Raw genomic sequence first — 19,940 nt, forward strand, 5'->3', positions numbered from 1 at the left:
CCGCCGCTCACGCCGCAGCAATTCGCTCCGTTCCGCGTCGTCCGCGGCCGCGGGGCGCCGTTCAGGGCGCCGTTCAGCGCGCCGAGGAGCGCTCCTCGGGGGCGAACGGGCTCTTCCCCTCCTCGCTGTCGGGGAAGATCTCGCTCGTGATGTCCTCCGCGGCGAGCTCCTCGCGGGCGGTGCTCAGGTCGCGCGACGTCTGGTCGAGCCGGTCGGCGAGCACCCCCAGGAACTGCCAGAGCAGCTTCACGGCGAGCTCGTGCTCCTTGCGGAGGATCTCGAAGAAATCGGCGCGACGGACGGCGATGAGCTCGCTCTGCTCCACGGCCGAGACGGTGGCCGAGCGCGGCATGCTGCGGATGAGGGCCATCTCGCCGAAGTGCTCGCCCGGGCCGACCTCGCTCAGCACCGATTCGCCGCGGATGATCCGGACGAGGCCCGAGAGCACGATGAAGAGCTCGTCGCCGCGATCTCCCTCGCGCACCACGATCTGGCCGGGCTCGAACGAGAGCACCTCGGCGACCTGCATGACCCGGAGCATCTCGCGCTCCTGCAGGCGCGCGAAGAGCGGCATCTTCGCGAGCACGTCGCGCTTCAGGGCGAGCAGCCGGGCGCGGACGCTGTCGCGGTGGTCGCCCTGGCCGAGCCGCACGAGGATCGCGGTGATGTTGTCCTTGCCGCCCTTCCTGTTCGCGAGATCGATGAGGCCGTTGGCGGCGATCTCGCCGTTCTCCTCCTCGAAGAACGGCTCGAGCTCCGCGGTGTGCGCGATGTACCCGTGGAGCCCGTCCGACGCGAGGAGGAACTGGTCGCCCGGGAGCACCTCGATGGTGAGCGTGTCGACCTCGACGCGCTCGTACACGCCGACGGCGCGGGTGATCGCGTTCTTCTGCGCGACCTTCTCGATCTGATCGCGCGTGAGCTTCCCGCGCTTGATGAGCTCGTTGTAGACGGTGTGATCCTCGGTGACCTGCTGGATGCGGCCCTCGCGGAGGAGGTAGATGCGGCTGTCGCCGACGTGCGCGATGTAGCCGTGCGAGCCGGCGATGAGGAGCGCGGAGAGCGTCGTGCCCATGCCGCGCTTCGTCGTGTCGGCCTTCGCTTCCTCGTGGATCCGGGCGCACGCGCGCTGGACGGCGTGCTCGAGCAGGCTGAGGACCTCCTTCATCGCGGCGCGCCGCACGTTGCTGCGCGCCTGGTTCTCGATGAGGTCCCGCTCCTTCTTCAGCTCCTCGTGGATGATGCGGACGGCGAGGGCGCTCGCGACCTCGCCAGCGGCGTGCCCGCCCATCCCGTCGGCGACCACGAAGAGCGCGAGCTTCTTGTCGACGAGGTAGTTGTCCTCGTTGTGGTCCCGCATGCGGCCAACATCGGTCGCCGCATAAAACCTGATGTTTTCGGACAGGCCCATCGGTTCGGGCAGGCTAACCGAGGGCGCGGGAGGAAATCACTACCGATTGCGCCCACCACGAACCAGGCGGTGGAGGACGTCGACGGACGACCTCCTCCCGTCCATCGCGCCCTCACCGCGCCCGGGGCGTGGCCGCTGGCGTACGGCGCGTGCGGCGCGTGCGGCGTGCGGCGTCGGGAGACGCTCGGGGGGCGGGTGGGGAATCGACCGCGTGGCCGCGGTTGCGAGCGGCGGTACATTCAGAGCGCGTAGAATGGGGGTTGTATGCGGCTCATCCTCTTCGATAACACCGACGTCGGGTGGGGTAGCGCGCGGCGGGCGAACGGCGCGAGGCGGCGCGATGACGCGGCGGCGCGCGCGCGCCCAGCAGCGGCCGACGCCGCCGGTTCCGCCGAGACCGGGGATCTCGAGGTCCTGGGCGAGGCCGTGGGCGCGACGATCGGGCTCACGCCGATCTGGCGCGCCGGTGCGCTCCTGCACCGCATGACGGGCGCGGCCGACGCGTGGCAGTCCGCCGCGAGCTGGGCCGAGGCGCTCGGCTGGGCGGCGCGCGCGGCGCGGGAGCGCGGCCGGAAGATCGCGTCGCTGCAGGCCTGGGGGCACGGCGGCTGGGGGTACATGCGCATGGGCGGGACGCGGCTCGACGAGGCCGCGCTCCGGCCCGGCTCGCCGCTCGATGAGGCGCTCGACGCCCTGAGGGCCGAGCTCGCGGGGCCGGACGCCCTCGTGTGGCTCCGCTGCTGCAGCGCGTTCGGGCACACCGGCCGGTCCTTCGCACAGGCGCTCGCGAGGCGGCTCGGCTGCCGCGTCGCGGGGCACACGTACATCATCGCGTTCTACCAGAGCGGGACGCATTCGCTGCGCCCGGGCGAGACGCCGTCGTGGGATCCACACGAGGGCGTGCGCTTCGCCGGCGGGGCGCCGACCGGCGCCAAGTGGTCGTCGCGCGGGGCGCCGAACACCGTCTCGTGCCTGGCGGGCGATCTCCCGCAGGGCTACTGACGCCGAAGGCGCGGCGAGGCCCGGCCCGCTCGGGCGCTCGACCCGCGCCGCCGCGCCGGCGTACGCTGCCGCCATGACGTCGTCCGGAGCGCAGCGAGCGCGCGCGCTCGATCTGCTGAGCCGCGGGGACATGGCGGGCGGGATCGCCGGGCTCGAGGCGCACGTCGCGGGCGCGCCGGACGACGCGGGGGCGTGGCTCGCGCTCGGCGCCGCGTACGCGGCGGAGGAGCGCTGGGCGGACGCGGCGAGGGCGCTCGCGCGCGGGGTGAAAACCGGCGGAGAGGAGCAGATCGAGGCGCGCCTCGCCTACGCCCGCGCCCTGGTCCGCCTCGGCCGGCTGGACGAGGCGGCCGCGGAGCTCCGGCGGGGCGCGGCGATCGAGCCGCCCGATCCGCGGGCGCTGCGCGAGCTCGGGGTCGTGCTCTACGATCTGCGCCTCTACGACGAGGCGGCGCGCTGGCTCGCGCGCGCGTGCGAGGCGGCGCCGGAGGACGCGCGGGCGGCCTTCGCGCTCGGGCTCGCGCACGAGGCGCGGCGGGAGATCGCGCCGGCCATCGCGGCCTACCGCGAGGCGGTGAGGCGCGCGCCCTCGTTCCCCGACGCCCGGCTCACGCTCGCGGACGCGCTCGCGTCGATCGGGGAGCATGAGCGAGCGCTGGGCGAGCTCGAGGCGCTGCTCGCGCGCGAGCGGAGCCACGAGCAGGCGGCGAGGAACCGCGAGGTGCTGCAGCGCGCGCTCGCCGAGATGCGCGCGCGCCGGCTGCTCGGCAAGACGGAGCGGGAGCTCGCGCGGTCGGCGCTCGTCATGGAGGCGCAGCTCAGGCGCCGCGAGGCGCGCGCGGCGCCCGCGACGGCGGAGGGAGCGGCGGCGCGGCAGATCGTCCGCTACACGGCGCCGCTCCTCGAGCTCCACGTGACCCTCGACTCCCCGAACAATGGCCCCGGGAGCGGCGCGATCGAGGCGCTGCACCTCGCGCTGACCGATCCGGACCGCGCCGCGCGCGCCGAGGACGACGTCTTCAAGGTCACGGTGATCGGCGAGGACGGCAGGCAGGCGCCGGTGAGCTACGCGACGGGCGCGTCGCTCACGCTCGTGCGCGAGGCGATCGGCTGCCCGATGACGCAGGCGAGCGCGCTCTATACCTCGCTGCTGAAGGGGAGCCCCTCGGTCGACTGGGGCGGCGCGACGCTGCGGTTCGCGAGCGTGCCAGGCACCGGAGGGGCGCCCGGCGGCGAGCGGCACGGCCTCCTGGTCGGCCAGCGCGCCTAGCCTCGGCTCGGCGGTGCGGCGGCGCGGGGCGCGTCGCCGGGCGCGATCATCCCGAGATCGAGCAGCGAGGAGTAGTGCCCGTCCGGCGCGAGGATGACGTGGTCGACGAGCGGCACGCCGATCACCTCGCCGGCGGCGGCGACCGCGTTGGTCATGGCCACGTCCTCGGGCGACGGCGCCGAGTCGCCGCTCGGGTGGTTGTGCACCAGAACGAGCGCCGAGGCCGCGTCCGAGAGCGCGGCGCGGAGGATGTCCCTCGCCGTGACGGAGCACCCGTGGAGCCCGCCCTGCGCGACCCTGCGCGCTCCCCTCATCCCGTTGCGTCCGTCGAGCGAGATCACCCACATCTGCTCGTGATCGAGCGGGCCGAGCTGCGCCGCGCACCACGCCGCGATCGAGGCCGAGGTGCGCACCGGAGGCCGCGGGCGCACGGCGCGCTCGAAGGCGCGCCGCCCGAGCTCGAGCGACGCGGCGATCCGGAGCGCCTTCGCGAGCCCGAGGCCGGGGTGCTCGGCGAGCGCGTGCGGGCCGAGCCGCGCGAGCCCCTCCAGCCCCGCGAAGCGCGAGAGGAGCGCGGCGGAGACGAGCGTCACGGGGGTGCCGACCAGCCCTGTGCCCAGCACGATCGCGAGCAGGTCGGCGTCGCCGAGCGACCAGATCCCCTCCTCGAGCGCTCGCTCTCGCGGGCCGACGAAGGCGGCCAGCGCCGCGGGGTCGTCGGTGCACGTCTCGGGGAGGTGATCAGGGAGCAAGGCGGCGCGCTTCCACGGGCTCATGCGCGAGCGACAAGCACGCTGCGGGCCCGCCTGCCGGCCCGGGGCGCCGCGGGGACGCGCGCGCCGGCGAGGCGGCGGAGCGGCGGCGGAGGGTGGCGGCCGCCAGGCCCTCGACGGCCGCCAGGCCCTCGGCGGCCGCCAGGCCCTCGCGCCGTCGCGCCCTCGCCCGGAGCGCGAACGACGCCGCGCGCGCGTCACTCGACGCGGACGATCGTCTCGGCGGGGAGGCTCTCGGCGAACGCGTCGCGCGCCGCGCGCACCCTCGCCTCGACGAGGCCGTCGAACGTGAGCTTCGTGCGGTACTCGATGCCGGACCACCTCGGGTAGGAGCCGATGTCGACGTCGCGGTGGGCCTCGACCACGCGGTCGAGCATCGGCTTGAGCTGCCCCTCGTCGAGCGTCGTGAACACCGCGAGCGAGACGAACGGCGCCCCGCCGGAGAGCTCCGCCTGGATGAGCGCCTGCTTCGCCCGGAAGATCTGCGGCACGCCGGGCAGCATCCACACGTTGCGCATCACCACGCCGGGCCACGCGGCGCTGCCGCCGGTCACGAGCCGCGCGCCCTCCGGGATGCGGGCCATGAGCAGGTGCCCCTCGGTGAGCCGATCACCATAGTAATCGCGCAGGAGGCTCTCGATGTTGGGCGCGCTGACCACCGGCACGCCGAACGCGCGCGCGACGCCCGCGATCGTCAGGTCGTCGTGCGTCGGGCCCACGCCGCCGCTCGTGAAGACCCAGTCGTGCGACGCCGCGAGCGCGCGCACCTCGGCGGCGATCACCTCGAGCTCGTCGAGCACCATGACCGCCCGCTCCAGCCTGACGCCGAGCGCGCGCAGGGTGCCCGCGAGCACGACCAGGTTCTCGTCAGCGATCTTCCCGCTGAGCAGCTCGTTGCCGATGATCAGCGCCGCTGCGGTCCTCATGTCACCCTTCTTCCGCTCAGCTCTCGAACTCGCGCGTCACCGGGCGCCCGTCGGCGTCCATCCCGAGCAGCTCCTCGACGCGCTTCTCCGCGCGATCGAGGCGCTCCTGCGCCGAGCGCGAGAGGCGGATGCCCTCCTCGAAGAGCGAGAGCGCGCGCTCGAGCGGCAGGTCGCCGCCCTCGAGCTCCGCGACGATCTTCGCGAGGCGGCGCGTCGACTCCTCGAACGACATCGCGTCGGCGCCCGCGGCCGCGCCGCCGCTCCGCGGAGCGCGGTCGGCCTCGGCCTTCGCCGGCGCCCCGGCGGCGCGGGGCTCCGCGCTCGATTCGACGCGTGATTCGGCGCGTGATTCCACGCCCGCGTCGCCCTCGTCCGTCGCGTTGCTCATCGTCGTCATGAGCCAGGGTCCCCCGGGGGTGCGGCCGGCGCAAGCAGGACGGCGCTCGCGCCGGGCGGCACCGCCGGCACGAGGAGCACGCCGTCGGGATCGGCCACGACGGGGACCGCCAGCCCATCCGGCCGGACGAGCCGTGCCGGGCGCGAGGAGGCGCTCATGGACGCGCTCCGGTCGTTCGGGACGATGGCCACCCACACGACGCCCGTCGCCAGCGCGGAGCGCGGCCGATCGAGCGCCCGCGCGTCGACGCCGGAGAGGGCGGCCCGCGCGAGCGCGCGCACCCCTTCGTCAGGATCGAGATCCCGCGCCGCGACGAGGACGCGCCTGCGCTGCACCTCGGCGCGCCGGGACAGGCCGCGGACGATCGCGCGGCGCACCGCGGGGTCGTCCTCGAAGCGGTACGCGCGGGCGAGAAGGGAGACGCTGTCGGGCATGGGGTCGCTCCCGAGGCCGAGCGCGACGTGCGCGCGCACGACGGGATCGCTCCCCTCGAGCAGCCGCTCGATCCTGCCGCGGACCACCTCGTCGTCGCGGGCCGCGAGCGCGCGGGCGGCGAGCGGCGACAGCGGTCCGCCCGCCTCTGCGAGCGCGGCGAGCCGCGAGGTCGCGATCGCCCCGCCCCCGGGCTCCGCGAGCAGCGCGACGCCGGCGGAGATCGCCGCCGCGTCGGGCGCCGCGTCGCCGCTCTGCGCGGCGCTCGCGGCGCCGGGCGGCGACGCGGCGAGCGCCGCGAAGAGCGGCGCGAGGGCGGCGAGGGCGCGCTCGCCCCGGGCGAGCGCGCCGCGCGCCGCCGCGTGGACCGCCGCGCGATCGCAGGAGGACGGGGAGCAGGCGCCGACGACATCGACCGCGTCGCGGAGGCCGAGCGCCACGGCGCCGAACACCCCGACGGCGCGATCGCTCGACCCCTTCGGCGCGGCGAGCGCGGCGAGCAGCCGCTTCTCGAGCGCCTCGGGCGCGTCGCGCAGCGCGAGCCCGCGGACCACCCCGGCGCGCAGGCCGAGCCTGCGGAGGTCCGCGTCCTTCGCCGCGCGCGGGCCGTCGAAGAGCTCCGCGACCGCGGCCCGCGCCTCGGCCCCCGGCATCGTCGCCAGCGCGAACGCGGCCGCCGTCGCGAGCTCGGGGCGCTCGCTCGGGAGCCGGCGCAGCTGCCGCGCCGCCTCCGTGCCGCCCGCGCGGCCGATCGCCGCGACCGCGCGGGGCCGCGCGTCGTCGGGGAGCAGCGGGAGAGAGCGCGCGAGCGCCGGCACGAGCCGCTCCGCCGGCGCGAGCTCGGCCAGCCTGAGCCCCTCCATCCGCCCGAGCTCGGATCCGAGCAGCGCGGCCACGGCGTCCGGCGCCTCCGGCGCGCCGAGGTAGACGAGGATCTCCGCGGTCGGCTCGAAGAGCCCCGGCTCTGGCTTCCGGAGCCACGCGCGGGCCTTCGCCAGCGCCGCCTCGTCGCCGAGGCGCGCGAGGGCGCGCGCGGCGGCCACCTGCGCCGCCCTGTCGCCGCCCTCGAGCATCGGCCGGAGCGCCGCGATCGCCCGGAGATCGCCGAGATCGCCGAGGAAGCTCGCGAGCGCCGGCTCGATCCGCTTGCGGCTGCCGAGCAGGAGCTGGAGCGACGCGGGCGGGTGCGCCTTGAGCGCGCGGGCGGCGGCCTCGCCCGCGGCCCCGCCCTGCACGATCGCGTTCACGAGCACGCCGAGCGCGCGCCGCTCGCCGGTGCGCGCGAGCGCGAGGGCGGCGGTGCCGCGCAGCACCTCGCCGAGCGGCGAGGCGGCGCCGCGCGCGGGCGCGCTCTCCGAGAGCTCGCGCGCCAGGAGCTGGCGCACGCTGTCGCGCTGCGCGTGCGGCGCGAGCGCCCGCACCGCCGCGAGGCGCGCCCTGGGATCGCGCGCCCCCGGGGCGCCGTGCTGCTCCAGCGCGGCGAGCAGCGCGCTCACCGCCTCCTCGGTGCCGATCGCCCCGAGCCGCTCGATGCCGCGGAGCCGCGCTGCCGGGTCGCTCGACGAGAGCAGCCGCTCGCCGACGGGCACGCCGAGGCTGCCGCGCAGCGGCGTCGCGCCGGCCTCGGCCCCCGCGGGCGCCTTGCCGCCTTCGTCCGCGGCCTGCGGCGCCCGGGCGGTCCGCGCGACCGGCTGAGCCGCTGCCGAGCCCGCCATCGCGGTGGCCGCGAGCGCCGCGGCGAGGCCCAGGGCGCGGGGGGTTCCAGGGAGGAATCGCATTCGCTGCACCGCACTATCCCGCGATCGACGGCCCGCTGTCACGCCCCAGGCCAGGCCGTGTCAGCGCCGCGTGACAGCCTGGAATTTGATGGAAGCACGCGCTAGGTCGACCTACCGTGCAGCCGCGATAATGCGGCTGTGAGAGAGGTGACGCTTGATCGACCTGGTACGGACACTGGAAAAGGCCATCACGGTCTCCGCCGACAAGGCGTGGCCGGTCTTGCGGCGACTGAGCCGCCTCGGCGGCGAGCCCAGGCCGTTTCACCCGAAGTGGAGCGACAAGCCGATCCCGAGGGGCGGCGAGCGCACGGCGCCCCCGCTCGGCTGGCCTCGCGAGACGGACAGCCTGTGCCCGCGCTGCGTCAAGGAGGCGCGCGCCGAGATCCTGAGTGGCAGGGCGGACTGGACCAGGCTCATCACGGACAACCCCGGTGAGATCCGCGCCAGCATCGTCGCGCGCGAAGGGCGCGTGGTCATGGAGAAGACGTGCCCGAAGCACGGCTTCTTCTCGGACACGATCTCGATCGACCCGGCGTTCCTGGCGCGGATCGAGCGCCTCTTCGGCGGCCGCGACGTCGAGATGACGAAGGACAGGATCCACGACCACGGCTCGAGCACCATCCGTTACGGCCGCGGCGCGGTGCTCACGGTCGACCTGACGAACCGCTGCAACATGATGTGCGACCCGTGCTTCATGGATGCCAATCAGGTCGGCTACGTGCATGAGCTCTCCTGGGAGGAGATCACGCGGATCCTGGACGACGCGGCGGCGGTGCGCCCGCGCCGCCAGATGTCGATCCAGTTCTCCGGCGGCGAGCCGACGCTGAGCCCGCACTTCCTCGACGCGATCCGGTACGCGCGCGAGAAGGGGTACTTCGCGGTGCAGTGCGCGACGAACGGGATCCGCTTCGCGGACGAGCCGGGCTTCGCCAGGAAGGCCAAGGAAGCGGGCCTCCGGATGGCGTACCTGCAGTTCGACGGGGTCACGAACGACGCGAACGGCCACCGGAAGATCGGGAACCTCTACGACGTGAAGCTGCGGGCGATCGAGGAGCTCTCGGCCGCCGGGATCGACGTCATCCTGGTCGTGACGATCGTCAACGGGGTCAACAACGATCAGGTGGGGCCCATCATCGACTTTGCGGTCCAGAACGCCGACAAGATCACGGTCGTCAGCTTCCAGCCGGTCAGCTTCACCGGCCGCGACGAGGACATCTCCGACGAGCTGCGCGAGAAGCAGCGCTATACGCTGAGCCACCTCGCGCACGACATCGCCCGGCAGACCGGCGTGACCGACCCGTTGCGCGACTGGTTCCCCCTGTCGGCGCTCAGCCCCTTCGGCAACGTGACCGACCTCCTCGACGGCCCCGACAAGGACTGGGGGCAAATCAACTGCGGCTGCCACCCGAACTGCGGGATCGGGACCGTGCTGTTCGTCCACAAGAAGACGAAGCAGATGGTCCCGCTGCTCGACTTCATCAATGTCGAAGGGCTGCTCTCCGACCTTCGCGCGATCTTCGACGCGGGGCGCGGCCGCGCCATCACGAAGGCGCAGGTCGTCGCGGCGCTGCTGCGCCATTACCAACCGGACAAGGCGCCGCCCGGCTTCCACCTCGCGACGCTCTTGAAGCAGTTCATGAGCCAGACGGGCGCCGCGCACGCCGGCGAGGGCGACGCCCGCGAGTACGAGTGGCGGGTCCTTTTCGTCGCGGGCATGTGGTTCCAGGATCTGTTCAATTACGACTTCCGCCGCACCGAGATGTGCATCATTCCGTACGGAACGCAGCTCGGCGAGATCAGCTTTTGTGCGTACAACACCGGGGCTGGATGGCGGAACATCCTCGAGAAGATGAAGGCCAACGCCACCGTGGCCGAGTGGTACAAGAAGCACGGTAGGCACCCTGTCTATGCGAAGAATCAGGATCTTCCTTTACCGGCCTACGACAACCCCCTAACGATCATCGAGCACGACCTTGCGTTGCGCGAGCGCGAGCAGGGCGGCGCGCGCACACGGCGGGCGGCCCGGCGGCTGCCGATCGTGAGCTGATCGCGCCTCCTCCTCCCACGCCGCGCGCGGCACCACAGCCCCGGATCGCCGACGGACAGGTCACGTGAGCCCCTGGGCTCGGCGCCTCTGGGCCCGGCGACCAGTCGCAGGGCGCCTCACATCGACACAGAATCCGGTTCTCCTCGCGGCCGTGTGGGCCGTGTGGGAGGAGCACGCGCTCGCGCGAGCGGCGCGGGAGTCGTGGAGAACGCACCACGCATGGTGTAGTCTGGTCACGTGACCTTGCACGCGGGCCGCTATGAGAGCTTGCGCGCCATCGCGTCAGGCGGCATGGCGACGGTGTATCTCGGGCGTGCCGTGGGCGCCGGCGGGTTCGAGCGCCTCGTCGCCCTGAAGATGATGCACCCGCACATCGCGGCGGAGCCCGAGTTCGTCGCGATGTTCCTCGACGAGGCGCGCCTCGCGGCGCGGGTCCGCCACCCCAACGTCGTCGCGACGTTCGATCTCGTCGAGGACCCGCTGTTCCTCGTCATGGAGTACATCGAGGGGCCGTCGCTGCACAACCTGCTCCGCACGTGCGCGCGGGCGAAGCGGCCCGTCCCGCTCGGGATCGCGCTCCGCATCTTCCTCGACGTGCTCGCGGGTCTCCACGCCGCGCACGAGCTCACGGGGAGCGAGGGCGAGCCGCTCCACCTCGTGCACCGCGACGTCTCGCCGCAGAACGTGCTCGTCGGCGTCGACGGCATCGCGCGCATCACCGACTTCGGCGTGGCCCGCGCCGAGACGAGGCTCGTGTCGACGCGGGGCAACGCGCTCAAGGGCAAGCTCGCCTACATGGCGCCCGAGCAGATCCGGGCCGCGAACGTCGATCGTCGCAGCGACGTGTACTCGGCCGGCGTGGTGCTCTGGGAGATGCTCACGGAGGAGCGCCTGTTCAAGGCCGACAACGACGGCGCGCTGCTCGCGCAGATCCTCGAGGGCGCGCCCACGGGTCCGCGCGGGGTGGTCCCGTCGGTGCCGACCGCGCTCGACCAGATCTGCCTGCGCGCGCTGCGCACCGACCCCGACGACCGCTTCCCGACCGCCGCGGCGTTCGCCGAGGCGCTGGAAGACGCGGCCACGCAGACGCCGGGCCTCGCCGTGTCGTCGCCCCGAGCGGTGGAGGCGCTCATCAAGGAGGTCGGTTTGCGCGGGCCGCCGGAGGGCCTCGCCGGGCCGGTCAGCGCGCGGAGCGGTCCCGCGTCGGCGCCCAGGTCGGCGCGATCGCCGCTGAGCCAGCGCTCTCCGTTGAGCGATCGTCTGCCCCTGAGCCAGCGCGCTCCGTCGAGCGATCGTCTGCCCCTGAGCCAGCGCGCTCCGTCGAGCGATCGTCTGCCCCTGAGCCAGCGCGCTCCGTCGAGCGATCGTCTGCCCCTGAGCCAGCGGAGCGCCGAGGCGGCGCCGGACAACTCGGGCGTCGAGGGCAGCGCGCCGGGGCTGGGCGCCGTCGTCTCCGAGGCCGTCTCCCGCGGCCGGCACCACATCGTGCGTCGCCGCGTGCTCGCCAGCGCCTGCGCGGTCGCGCTCACGCTCGGGGCAGGCGCCTTTCTCGCCGTCGGCCAGCGCGAGCCCGCCGCTCCCTTCACGGCGGAGAGCGCCTCTGTCTCCCGGATCTCGTCCTTCTTCCCCGCGGCCGCGGCGGCCAGCGGGCCGCTCCAGGCGATCGCGCCCGGGCATCCCGGCGAACCGGCCGGATCCCCGGTCCCCGGCGGCTCCGCTCAGGGCGCTGTTCCCGACAGCTCCGCTCAGGGCGTGATTCCGGGCAGAGCCGCCCAGAGCTCCGCCCCGGGCTCCGCGGGGAGGCCCGCACAGGTCCCTGCTCCCACCGCCAACCGTGCGACGAGCCCCGCTCCGCGGCCGAGCTCCAGAGCGACCCCGCCCACGGCCGTCAAGCCCAGGACGAGCCGGCCCGACACGCGCACGACCAGCGGATCCACGGCCCCGACGGCGAAGCCGGCCACCCGCTCATCGACCGCTCGAAGCGCGGCGCCGAAGACCCCGCCAAAGGCGCCAGAGCCGAAGCGGAGCGCTCCACGGACGACCTCCCGGACGCCCTTCAAGCCATCAGGCCTGTGACGCGCACAGGGCTGTGACGCACGACGTCACTGCGGAGATAGCCCGAGACGGTACCTGCGCATGGCCCCAGCGCGGCCCCCGGGCCGAGCCATGATCCTTTTCGCCACCTCGTCCAACACTCCGACCATGGAGACACGTCCAATACCCCGACGACCGCGAGCACCCGCGACCTCGGCGCCGATAGCGCGACGTCGGGTCGCGCTATCGCACATTGAACGCGCCGCAGCGTGGCCTACATGCTCACGGAAGACAGCAGAACGTCAGTGGTCGCCTCACGAGCGCGATAGGGGAGGTAGGCTATTCTTGTCGTGGGGCGGTATGTGCTCGCCCAAGTGAAAGACGCGCCGCACGTCGGACGTTACCCCGGGGGGAACCAGCTCATGCGCTCGCTTTTCGAGCAGGTCGTCGAGTGCTGTGGCCTCGCACCCGCGTTCGCCAGAAGGATCATCCAGGAGGCCTGCGAGCGGTGCGACGTGTCGCCGCCCGAAGCGATGACGCCAGCCGATCTCATCCGCTCGCTCCCGCACATCCGCCAGGCCCTCGGCGTCTTCCTCGATCCTGGGGAGGTGGCGCTGAAGACGGCCGCGATGCGAGCCCTCGTCAAGGGCTCCTGGCCGTCGATGGCCGCGGTCGTCCCCCCTGATTCGAACCAGGAGAGCCGGACGGCTCAGGACGAGCCCAAGGTCAAATCGAGCTCGTAGAGCTCGTAGTGCGAACGCCGCATTCCGAGCGCGACATACGTCGACTGCGCTCGCGCGTTCGCGGTCTCCACGTACAGGCGAATGCCGCATACGTCCCCCGCGTCCGCTGCCATCTCGTGGACTCGCCGATACAGCGCCCGGAAGACCCCGTTGCGCCGCTGCGCGGGGGTCACATAGACGGACTGGATCCACCAGAAAGTACCGTTTCTCCAGTCACTCCATTCATAGGTTATCATCAGCTGCCCGGCCATCTCGGACGCGTGCTCAGCCACCAGATAGAACCCTTTGGCCTCATCCACGATCAGCGCGGCGGCGCCGCGGAGGGTGGTGGCGGCATCCAGCACCTTGCCCTCCGTCTCGAGCGCCATGGCCCGGTTGTTCGCCGCGATCAGCGCGGCGTCGGTGGGCGCCGCCCGGCGGATCACGAGCGCTGTCACGAGGCGACCTCCCGGCGGGCGTCGCAGGGACGCGCTCGGCCCGTGCGGCCGGAGAGCTCGGGAGCGCTGCGTCGGATCGACATGGCCGACCCCATAGCGCGGGCAGCACGGCTGCTCAATCACTACGCGCACGCACAACGCGCATGACGCGCGGCGCCTCGATCCAGCGACGAGCGCGGCCGGCGACGACCGCTCGCGAAGGCGTCGCCGCGGCGCGTTATGTTTCAAGGAGCGATCCTCGATGGGCGCGCCCGGCGCGCGGCGCGCGGTCCGTGGCTCGGCCGCGCCGGCGGCCTCTTGCGCCGGTTGGCGGAGGTTGTGCTCCTCGCCCGATCGCGCATACCCTCCGGGCGCCGAAGCCTCCCGGAGGGTGACCCTTGACACTGCTCGTCAGCGACTCGATTGCCCAGCGCGTCCAGCGGCTGGAGATCCCTTTCAACAGCTTCGGGGTCGATCCTTACGGCATCTCCCAGAAGCACCTGGGTCTCTTCTTCTCCCTCCTGGACTTCTTCTATCATCACTACTTCTCAGTGGGCGTCACGGGCCTGGAGAACGTCCCCGCGCGCGGTCGGGCGATGCTCGTCGGCAATCACTGCGGGGGAGTCGCCATCGACGGGGCGATGGTGGTCGCGTCGATGTTCTTCGAGATGGATCCGCCGCGCCTGGCCGAGGGGATGGCGGAGAAATTCATCAATCGCCTCCCCTTCACCTCGCTCTGGTCGAGCCGCACAGGGCAGTTCACCGGCCTCCCCGAGCACGCGAGCCGCCTCCTCGAGGACGAGCGGCTGCTCATGGTGTTCCCCGAGGGGGCGCGCGGCACCGCCAAGCTCTACAGCGAGCGCAACTCGCTCGTGCACTTCGGGTCCGGGTTCGTCCGGCTCGCGATGAAGACGAGGACGCCCGTCATCCCCTTCGGCTTCGTCGGCGGCGGCGAGGCGGTGCCGACCATCGCCAACTCGTACACGATCGGCCGGCTGCTGGGGGTGCCGTACATCCCCATCACCCCGTACCTCATCCCGGCGCCGCTGCCGGTCCAGCTGGAGATCACCTACGGCGAGCCGATGACGTTCGCCGGGACCGGCGCCGAGGAAGACGAGGTGATCCTGGGCCACGTCGAGCAGGTGAAGGCGAGGATCGCCGAGCTCATCGAGGCCGGACGAAAGCGGCGCCGCGGGAAGCTTTCGCTGGACTGGCGCGGCGCCACGCCGCCCAGGCCCGCCTCATCGAAGGAGCACGCATGAGGGTCCTCATTCCAGGGATCACCGGCCAGCTTGGCCGCATGGTCGCGACGCGCCTCCTCGAGGAGGGGCACGAGGTGATCGGCATCGACCGGCGGCCGTGGCCGACCGCCCCGGCCGGCATCGAGATGCACAACGTGGATCTGCAGAAGCGCGCCGCCGAGGACGTGTTCCGCAAGGCCCGGCCCCAGGCCGTCATCCACATGGCGACCGTGACGCACCTCGTGGAGCAGACGGAGGAGCGGTATCGGATCAACCTCGGAGGCACGCGCGTCGTCTTCGACAACAGCCGCGCCTGCGGGGTCGAGCACGTGATCTTCGTCGGCCGACACACCTACTACGGCGCCGGCCCCGAGTCGCCGCTCTACCACACGGAGGAGGATCCTCCGATGGCGGTGTCCACCTTCCCCGAGCTCGCCGACCTCGTCGCGGCCGATCTCTACGCCTGCACGGCGCTCTGGCGCGCTCCGGAGCTCTGCACGACCGTTCTCCGCATGTGCTACACGCTCGGCCCGACAGGCCACGGCACGCTGGCGAGCTTCCTCCGCGGCCCCCACGTCCCGTACGTGCTCGGGTTCGACCCGCTGTTCCAGTTCATGCACGAGCAGGACGTCGTCACCGCCATCTGCCTCGCCCTCGAGAAGCGCATCCGCGGCGTCTACAACGTCTCTGGCCCGCAGCCTGTGCCCCTGTCGCTCATCATCCGGGCGGCGGGCCGGGTGGCGGTGCCCCTCCCCGAGTTCGTCCTGCGCAACGCGCTCGGCCGCTTCGGCCTGCCGAAGCTCCCGCGCGCGGCGCTGACCCACATCAAGTACCCCGTCGTCGTGGACGGGGCCGCGTTCCGCGCCGCGACCGGGTTCAAGCACGCCATCGACGAAGCCCAGGCCATCCGCGAGTACCGCGACGCCCACCCGGTCCCAGCGAGCCGCTCCTGAGCCGGGGATAACCTCTCATGAGATAAGGAGGTCCCGATGTTGTTGTCCGAAAAGGTCAAGCAGTTCGCGCCGGCCAGGCTCACCGCGGACATCGGCGATCTGCCCGAGCCGGAGAAGAGAGCGCTCGCCAAGCTCATCGAGGCTTCGCGGCAGCTCGATCCCGTGTTCGATCGGCAGGCCTACGCCGGGAACCCGGAGCTCCGCGAGGAGCTCGTCGCGGACGGCACCCCGGAGGGGCGGGACAGGCTCGCCTACTTCGACATCATGCGCGGCCCATGGGACAGGCAGGATCACCACCGCCCCTTCGCCATCGACGAGCCCCATCCGCCCGGCGCCGGCTTCTACCCGGAAGATCTCTCGGCCGACGAGCTCAACGCGTGGATCGAGCAGCACCCGGGCGACAAGGAGGCCTTCACGAGCCTGTTCACGCTCATCCGCCGGGACCAGGGCCGGCTCGTCGCCGTGCCGTACAGCCAGGCTTATGCGGCGTGGCTCGGCCCCGCCGGCGCGCTCCTCGAGGAGGCCGCGGCGCTCACCGCGAGCGAGAGCCTGCGACGGTTCCTGAGGTCCCGGGCCGCCGCGTTCCGCTCCGACGACTACTATGCATCCGACAAGGACTGGATGGACCTCGACAGCCGCGTCGAGGCGACCATCGGCCCTTATGAGACCTACGAGGACGAGCTCCTCGGCCTCAAGGCCTCGTTCGAGTCGTTCGTCACGGTGAGCGACCCCGACGCCTCCCGGAAGCTCTCGAAGTACAAGGAGCTCCTCCCGGAGATGGAGCGCAACCTGCCTGTCCCCGAGGACGTGAAGACGGCGCGCGGCGGGGAGAGCCCCATCCAGGTCGTCGACCTCGTGTTCAGCGCTGGCGACGCCCGCAAATCGGTCCAGACGATCGCGTTCAACCTGCCGAACGACGAGCGCGTCCGCGCCGAGAAGGGGGCCAAGAAGGTCCTGCTCCGCAACGTCATCGAGACGAAGTTCGAGCTGATCATGCGCCCCATCGCCGAGCGCATCCTCGACCCGGCGCAGCTCGATCACCTGTCCTCCGACGCGTTCTTCAACGAGACGCTCTTCCACGAGCTCTCGCACAGCCTGGGCCCTGCGTTCACGACCGTGAGCGGGGAGCGGGTCGAGGTGCGGATCGCGCTCGGCCCGACGTACTCGGCGCTGGAGGAGGCCAAGGCCGACGTGATGGGCGCTTACAACGTCCTCTTCATGATCCAGCGAGGCCACTTCGCGGCCGATTTCAGGGAAAAGCTCCTCATCTCCTATTTCGCAGGGCTCTTCAGGAGCACCCGCTTCGGCGTGGCCGAGGCGCACGGCAAGGGGGCCGCGCTCCAGATCAACCGGTTCCTCGAGGAGCGCGCCGCCCGCTTCGACCCGGCGACACGACGCTTCACCGTCGACGCCGCGGAGCTCGAGGCCGCGATCACCCGCCTCGTCCGCGACCTCTGCATGGTGCAGCACCGCGGCGACAGGCAGGCCGCCGGCGAGCTCCTCGCCAGGTACGGAGAGGTCTCGGAGCCAATGCAGCAGGCGCTCGGCGGCCTCGAGGGGATCCCGATCGACATCCGGCCGATCTACCCGCTCGCCGGCGAGTGAGCCGCCGGCGAGCGGCGCTCACGGCCCGATCTGCACGAGGAACGCGTCGCCGGCGCCCCGGCTCGTGGCCGTGGCCGCCCCGAGATCGAGGACGCCGTCGAAGCGGCCGGTCACCCAGCTGTCGCCGAGGAGATCGACGGCGACGGCGGCGCCGCGCTGCTCGCCCGAGTCGCCGAACGAGCGCAGCCAGATCGGGTTGCTGGCAGGGTCGAGCTTCGCCACGAACACGTCGGCGGCGCCCGTGGCGGAGTCCGCCTCGTTGCCGATGTCGAGGCTCCCCTGGAAGGAGCCGGTGAGGAGGATGTTGCCCGCCAGATCGACCGCGACGGAGGCGCCCTCCTGATCGGCGTCGTCGCCGAAGTCCTCGCACCACTGGAGGACACCGTTCTCGTCCAGCCGGAGGAGGAAGATGTCCTTGTCTCCATTGCTCGTGAGCAGCGACTCGCCGAAGGAGATCGCTCTCCGGAACGAGCCGGTCACGAGGATGTTGCCCGCTCCATCGACGGCCACGCCGAGCGCTTCGGCCGCGTTGGTCGCGTCAGCCGCCTTGCTCCAGACGTGATCGCCCGAGGGGTCGAGCTTCGCGATGAACAGGTCGGTCTTGGCCTCGGTGGTGAGCGGCTTCTCGCCCCCGAAATCGACCTCCCCGCTGAACCAGCCGACGACGATGATGTTGCCGTCGCCGTCGACGGCGACGCCCGTGCCGGCCTGATCTCCCTTGCCGCCGAGCCGCTTGGCCCATTCGACGTTGCCGGCGGCGTCGAGCTTGGCCAGGAAGGCATCGCTCCTGCCGTGGCTCTCCAGGGTGAACCGCTCGCCCTGACGGCCCTCGCCAAAGTCGAGCGTGCCCGAGAACTCGCCGGTGATGAAGGCGTTGCCCGCCTGGTCCACGGCGACCGCCGCCGCCTGTTGCGTGGCCTCGTCGCCGAAGCGCCGGCTGAACTGGTGCGCCCCGGTCGCGTCGAACCGCGCCACGACGACGTCGGCGCGGCGGCCGGCGCCCGCGAGCACGCCGCCGCCGAAATCGACGTCGCCGGCCACGCTGCCCGCGAGCACCACGTCGCCCCCCGGCGCGAGCGCGACCGCCCGGGCGACGCTGTCCGCGAAGCGGCGGCCGAACCGGAACCGCCCCTCGCGCGTGGAGGCGTCGCGGGAGAACGAGACGAGGAAAGAGTCCGGCTCGGCGAGCGCGCCCAGCTCGTCCGACGGGCCCGCGCCGAGATCGGTGCTGCCCGACGCCGAGCCGACCACCACGACGGCGTCGGCCGAGGCGGCGATGCCCAGGCCCTGCTGAGCGCCGGCCCCGCCGAGCGCGACGCTGTGCACGGGATCGCCCGTGCACGCTCGCCCGTCGCAGTTCTCGTCCTCGGGCGTGGCGCAGCTCTCGAACGTGGGCAGCACCTGGCCGACGCAGGCGCCGACGTCCGTCCCGTCGTCATTGCACGCGGCGACGCCGCCCACGCAGAGGCCGACGCCCTGCGTGCCCTGCGGCCCCGCGTAGCAGGCCGCCTCGGTACGGGGAACGCAGATCTCCTGCACCTCGCTGCCGCCGCCCGCCCCAACGCCGCCGCCGCCGGCTCCCCCCTCGCCCACCGGCACGGGATCCGCCGCCACGTCGGGGAACGGCGCGATGAAGGCGCACGCTCCGAGGCCGGTGCAGGCGAAGGCGAGCGCCGCGACGATGCCCGCTCCGGGGCGATGGGCGCCGCTCACAGCACTCCCTGCACGGCGACCCCGGCGCCGTCCGCGCCGACCCATGGCGAGAGCGCCGTCGGGCCGGGGGTGCGGGGCGCGGGCGCAAGCCGCCGCCCGGCGGCGTCCGGAGGAGCCGCGGGCGAGGAGGACGAGGGCCAGAAGAGGTACGTGGCGACGCCGCCTGCGATGAGGGCGGCCCCGGTGAGCACCGTGCTCGTGACGGCGAGCGCTTGCCCGCGATCGTGCAGCGCCTGCCGCTCGCCCAGCGAGCCCGGGGCAGGGTTCGCGTTCTTCTTCAGGAAGCTGTGCCGCACGTCGTACGCCACGACGCCCGTGACCACGGCGCCGGCGGCGAGCGCGGCCGCCGTGCCCACGACGACCACCGGCGAGATGCGCGGGCCGGGCGCGGGCGCGCTGGGCAGCGCCCGGCGCGCGGGCGCGATGGACAGCAGGACCGCGGGCGATCGCTTGCGGCCGAGATCGGCCCGCAGCTCGACGACCGCGCCCGTCTCGGCCTGCACCGACGCCTCGAACCGCGCCGCATAGTTCTCGGCCTCCACCACGACCCGCCGCGCCCCGGGGCTCACGAGGATGGCCGCGCCGACGAGCGCGGCGTGGATCGGCTCACCATCGATCTCGACGCGCACGCCGGTCGCGTCCTCGGGCAGCTGCAGGACGATCTGCGACGTCTTCACGCGAAGCTTCTCTAGTCGTGCCCGCGACTCCCTGGCGAGCGCGAGCTCGCTCCGCGCGGTCGCGCCGGACGCGGCGAGCTCAAATGCGTTGAGCGCCTCGACGACGTGGCCGAGCGCTTCATGACAGACCCCGAGGTGATACCAGAGAGGCGGGGACACGACGATCTTGCTGATGCGCTCGTACGTCTCCAGCGCCTCTGCCCACCGGCCGCCGTCCTCCGCGGCGAGGCCGAGCGCGAAGAGGCGCCGCGCGGACGCGAGCTCCGCGGCGCTCGGCTTGTGGGGCGCGGCGAGAGCCGCAGTGTCGCTCGCGACCGCGGCCGGCGGCGCGCGCCCGGCGTCCTCCGGGGGAAGCTCGGCGAACGCAGCCGGACCGACGCCGACCAGGGCGAAGAATACCACTCCGCCGATGGTGATCCGATGCTTCACCCACGCCTCCTTCCATCACCAAGCGATAGAGGCAGTCTAACCGTACTCACGCAGATCGATCCTCGACAACTGGAAAATTGTTTGAGATTGGCG

The 19,940-nt window shown here is 72.9% G+C and carries 16 protein-coding genes; 8 read left to right on the top strand and 8 right to left on the bottom strand.

Annotation, left to right across the window (positions count from 1 at the left end; translation table 11 throughout):
• Positions 1-73: 73 nt before the first annotated feature.
• On the bottom strand, positions 74-1,411 hold the full coding sequence (locus POL72_RS12675) for a Stp1/IreP family PP2C-type Ser/Thr phosphatase (protein ID WP_012239102.1): 1,338 nt from the start codon (positions 1,409-1,411) through the stop codon (positions 74-76).
• 264 nt (positions 1,412-1,675) lie between these two features.
• Here POL72_RS12675 and POL72_RS12680 point away from each other — a divergent pair, with 264 nt between their 5' ends.
• Positions 1,676-2,413 carry a hypothetical protein gene (locus tag POL72_RS12680; protein WP_272095427.1) on the top strand — a complete coding sequence of 246 codons (738 nt, stop codon included), beginning with the start codon at positions 1,676-1,678 and terminating at the stop codon, positions 2,411-2,413.
• 73 nt (positions 2,414-2,486) lie between these two features.
• Positions 2,487-3,683 (top strand): tetratricopeptide repeat protein, encoded by a 1,197-nt coding sequence (locus tag POL72_RS12685; protein WP_272095428.1) that lies wholly within the window; start codon positions 2,487-2,489, stop codon positions 3,681-3,683.
• Here the strand turns inward: POL72_RS12685 and radC are convergent.
• The 4 genes from radC to POL72_RS12705 all read right to left on the bottom strand — a co-directional run bounded on the left by radC (position 3,680) and on the right by POL72_RS12705 (position 7,989).
• Positions 3,680-4,459: a RadC family protein gene (radC, locus tag POL72_RS12690; protein WP_272095429.1), complete on the bottom strand. Its 780-nt coding sequence runs from the start codon at positions 4,457-4,459 to the stop codon at positions 3,680-3,682. The genes POL72_RS12685 and radC overlap by 4 nt on opposite strands.
• 194 nt (positions 4,460-4,653) lie before the next feature.
• The gene (locus tag POL72_RS12695) at positions 4,654-5,382 is read right to left on the bottom strand and encodes a competence/damage-inducible protein A (protein ID WP_272095430.1); all 729 of its coding nucleotides are present in this window, start codon (positions 5,380-5,382) and stop codon (positions 4,654-4,656) included.
• Between the two features lie 16 nt (positions 5,383-5,398).
• Positions 5,399-5,779, bottom strand: coding sequence for an exodeoxyribonuclease VII small subunit (xseB, locus tag POL72_RS51655; protein WP_373372170.1), 381 nt, complete (start codon positions 5,777-5,779; stop codon positions 5,399-5,401).
• Entirely contained in the window at positions 5,776-7,989 is a 2,214-nt protein-coding gene (locus POL72_RS12705) for a HEAT repeat domain-containing protein (protein ID WP_272095938.1), read from the bottom strand. The genes xseB and POL72_RS12705 overlap by 4 nt, the downstream gene beginning before the upstream one ends.
• A 154-nt stretch (positions 7,990-8,143) precedes the next feature.
• On the opposite strand from POL72_RS12705, the gene POL72_RS12710 reads away from it, so the two are divergent.
• The 3 genes from POL72_RS12710 (at position 8,144) to POL72_RS12720 (ending at position 12,813) form a co-directional block, all read left to right on the top strand.
• The gene (locus tag POL72_RS12710; protein ID WP_272095431.1) at positions 8,144-10,036 is read left to right on the top strand and encodes a radical SAM protein; all 1,893 of its coding nucleotides are present in this window, start codon (positions 8,144-8,146) and stop codon (positions 10,034-10,036) included.
• A 237-nt stretch (positions 10,037-10,273) separates the two neighbouring features.
• A complete protein-coding gene (locus tag POL72_RS12715; protein WP_272095433.1) occupies positions 10,274-12,112 on the top strand; it encodes a serine/threonine-protein kinase in 1,839 nt (612 codons plus the stop codon).
• Positions 12,113-12,492: 380 nt separating this feature from the next.
• Entirely contained in the window at positions 12,493-12,813 is a 321-nt protein-coding gene (locus POL72_RS12720; RefSeq protein WP_272095434.1) for a hypothetical protein, read from the top strand.
• Here the strand turns inward: POL72_RS12720 and POL72_RS12725 are convergent.
• Complete coding sequence (locus tag POL72_RS12725; protein WP_272095435.1) at positions 12,780-13,250, bottom strand: GNAT family N-acetyltransferase; 471 nt, start codon at positions 13,248-13,250, stop codon at positions 12,780-12,782. The two genes, POL72_RS12720 and POL72_RS12725, sit on opposite strands and share 34 nt — an antisense overlap.
• 377 nt (positions 13,251-13,627) lie before the next feature.
• Between POL72_RS12725 and POL72_RS12730 the strand changes: the two genes are divergently transcribed.
• Genes POL72_RS12730 through POL72_RS12740 form a run of 3 tightly spaced genes read left to right on the top strand, consistent with a single transcriptional unit; the run spans position 13,628 to position 17,028 of the window.
• Complete coding sequence (locus POL72_RS12730) at positions 13,628-14,491, top strand: lysophospholipid acyltransferase family protein (RefSeq protein WP_272095436.1); 864 nt, start codon at positions 13,628-13,630, stop codon at positions 14,489-14,491.
• Complete coding sequence (locus tag POL72_RS12735; protein WP_272095437.1) at positions 14,488-15,423, top strand: SDR family oxidoreductase; 936 nt, start codon at positions 14,488-14,490, stop codon at positions 15,421-15,423. The genes POL72_RS12730 and POL72_RS12735 overlap by 4 nt, the downstream gene beginning before the upstream one ends.
• 36 nt (positions 15,424-15,459) lie before the next feature.
• Positions 15,460-17,028, top strand: a complete 1,569-nt coding sequence (locus POL72_RS12740) for a DUF8614 domain-containing protein (protein WP_272095438.1) — start codon at positions 15,460-15,462, stop codon at positions 17,026-17,028.
• 18 nt (positions 17,029-17,046) lie between these two features.
• Here the strand turns inward: POL72_RS12740 and POL72_RS12745 are convergent, their stop codons facing one another.
• Both POL72_RS12745 and POL72_RS12750 read right to left on the bottom strand, forming a co-directional pair.
• Positions 17,047-18,741, bottom strand: coding sequence for a hypothetical protein (locus tag POL72_RS12745; protein ID WP_272095439.1), 1,695 nt, complete (start codon positions 18,739-18,741; stop codon positions 17,047-17,049).
• Positions 18,738-19,847, bottom strand: coding sequence for a hypothetical protein (locus POL72_RS12750; RefSeq protein ID WP_272095440.1), 1,110 nt, complete (start codon positions 19,845-19,847; stop codon positions 18,738-18,740). The genes POL72_RS12745 and POL72_RS12750 overlap by 4 nt, the downstream gene beginning before the upstream one ends.
• Positions 19,848-19,940: the final 93 nt, after the last annotated feature.

The sequence above is a fragment of the Sorangium aterium genome (assembly GCF_028368935.1).
Lineage (GTDB): Bacteria > Myxococcota_A > Polyangia > Polyangiales > Polyangiaceae > Sorangium > Sorangium atrum.

What these genes read in the sequence shown, in the direction of transcription:
- POL72_RS12675 (WP_012239102.1), bottom strand. Translation starts at nt 1,411, where the DNA reads ATGGGCCTGTCCGAAAACATCAGGTTTTATGCGGCGACCGATGTTGGC.
- POL72_RS12680 (WP_272095427.1), top strand. Translation starts at nt 1,676, where the DNA reads ATGCGGCTCATCCTCTTCGATAACACCGACGTCGGGTGGGGTAGCGCG.
- POL72_RS12685 (WP_272095428.1), top strand. Translation starts at nt 2,487, where the DNA reads ATGACGTCGTCCGGAGCGCAGCGAGCGCGCGCGCTCGATCTGCTGAGC.
- radC (WP_272095429.1), bottom strand. Translation starts at nt 4,459, where the DNA reads ATGAGCCCGTGGAAGCGCGCCGCCTTGCTCCCTGATCACCTCCCCGAG.
- POL72_RS12695 (WP_272095430.1), bottom strand. Translation starts at nt 5,382, where the DNA reads ATGAGGACCGCAGCGGCGCTGATCATCGGCAACGAGCTGCTCAGCGGG.
- xseB (WP_373372170.1), bottom strand. Translation starts at nt 5,779, where the DNA reads ATGACGACGATGAGCAACGCGACGGACGAGGGCGACGCGGGCGTGGAA.
- POL72_RS12705 (WP_272095938.1), bottom strand. Translation starts at nt 7,989, where the DNA reads ATGCGATTCCTCCCTGGAACCCCCCGCGCCCTGGGCCTCGCCGCGGCG.
- POL72_RS12720 (WP_272095434.1), top strand. Translation starts at nt 12,493, where the DNA reads ATGCGCTCGCTTTTCGAGCAGGTCGTCGAGTGCTGTGGCCTCGCACCC.
- POL72_RS12735 (WP_272095437.1), top strand. Translation starts at nt 14,488, where the DNA reads ATGAGGGTCCTCATTCCAGGGATCACCGGCCAGCTTGGCCGCATGGTC.
- POL72_RS12740 (WP_272095438.1), top strand. Translation starts at nt 15,460, where the DNA reads ATGTTGTTGTCCGAAAAGGTCAAGCAGTTCGCGCCGGCCAGGCTCACC.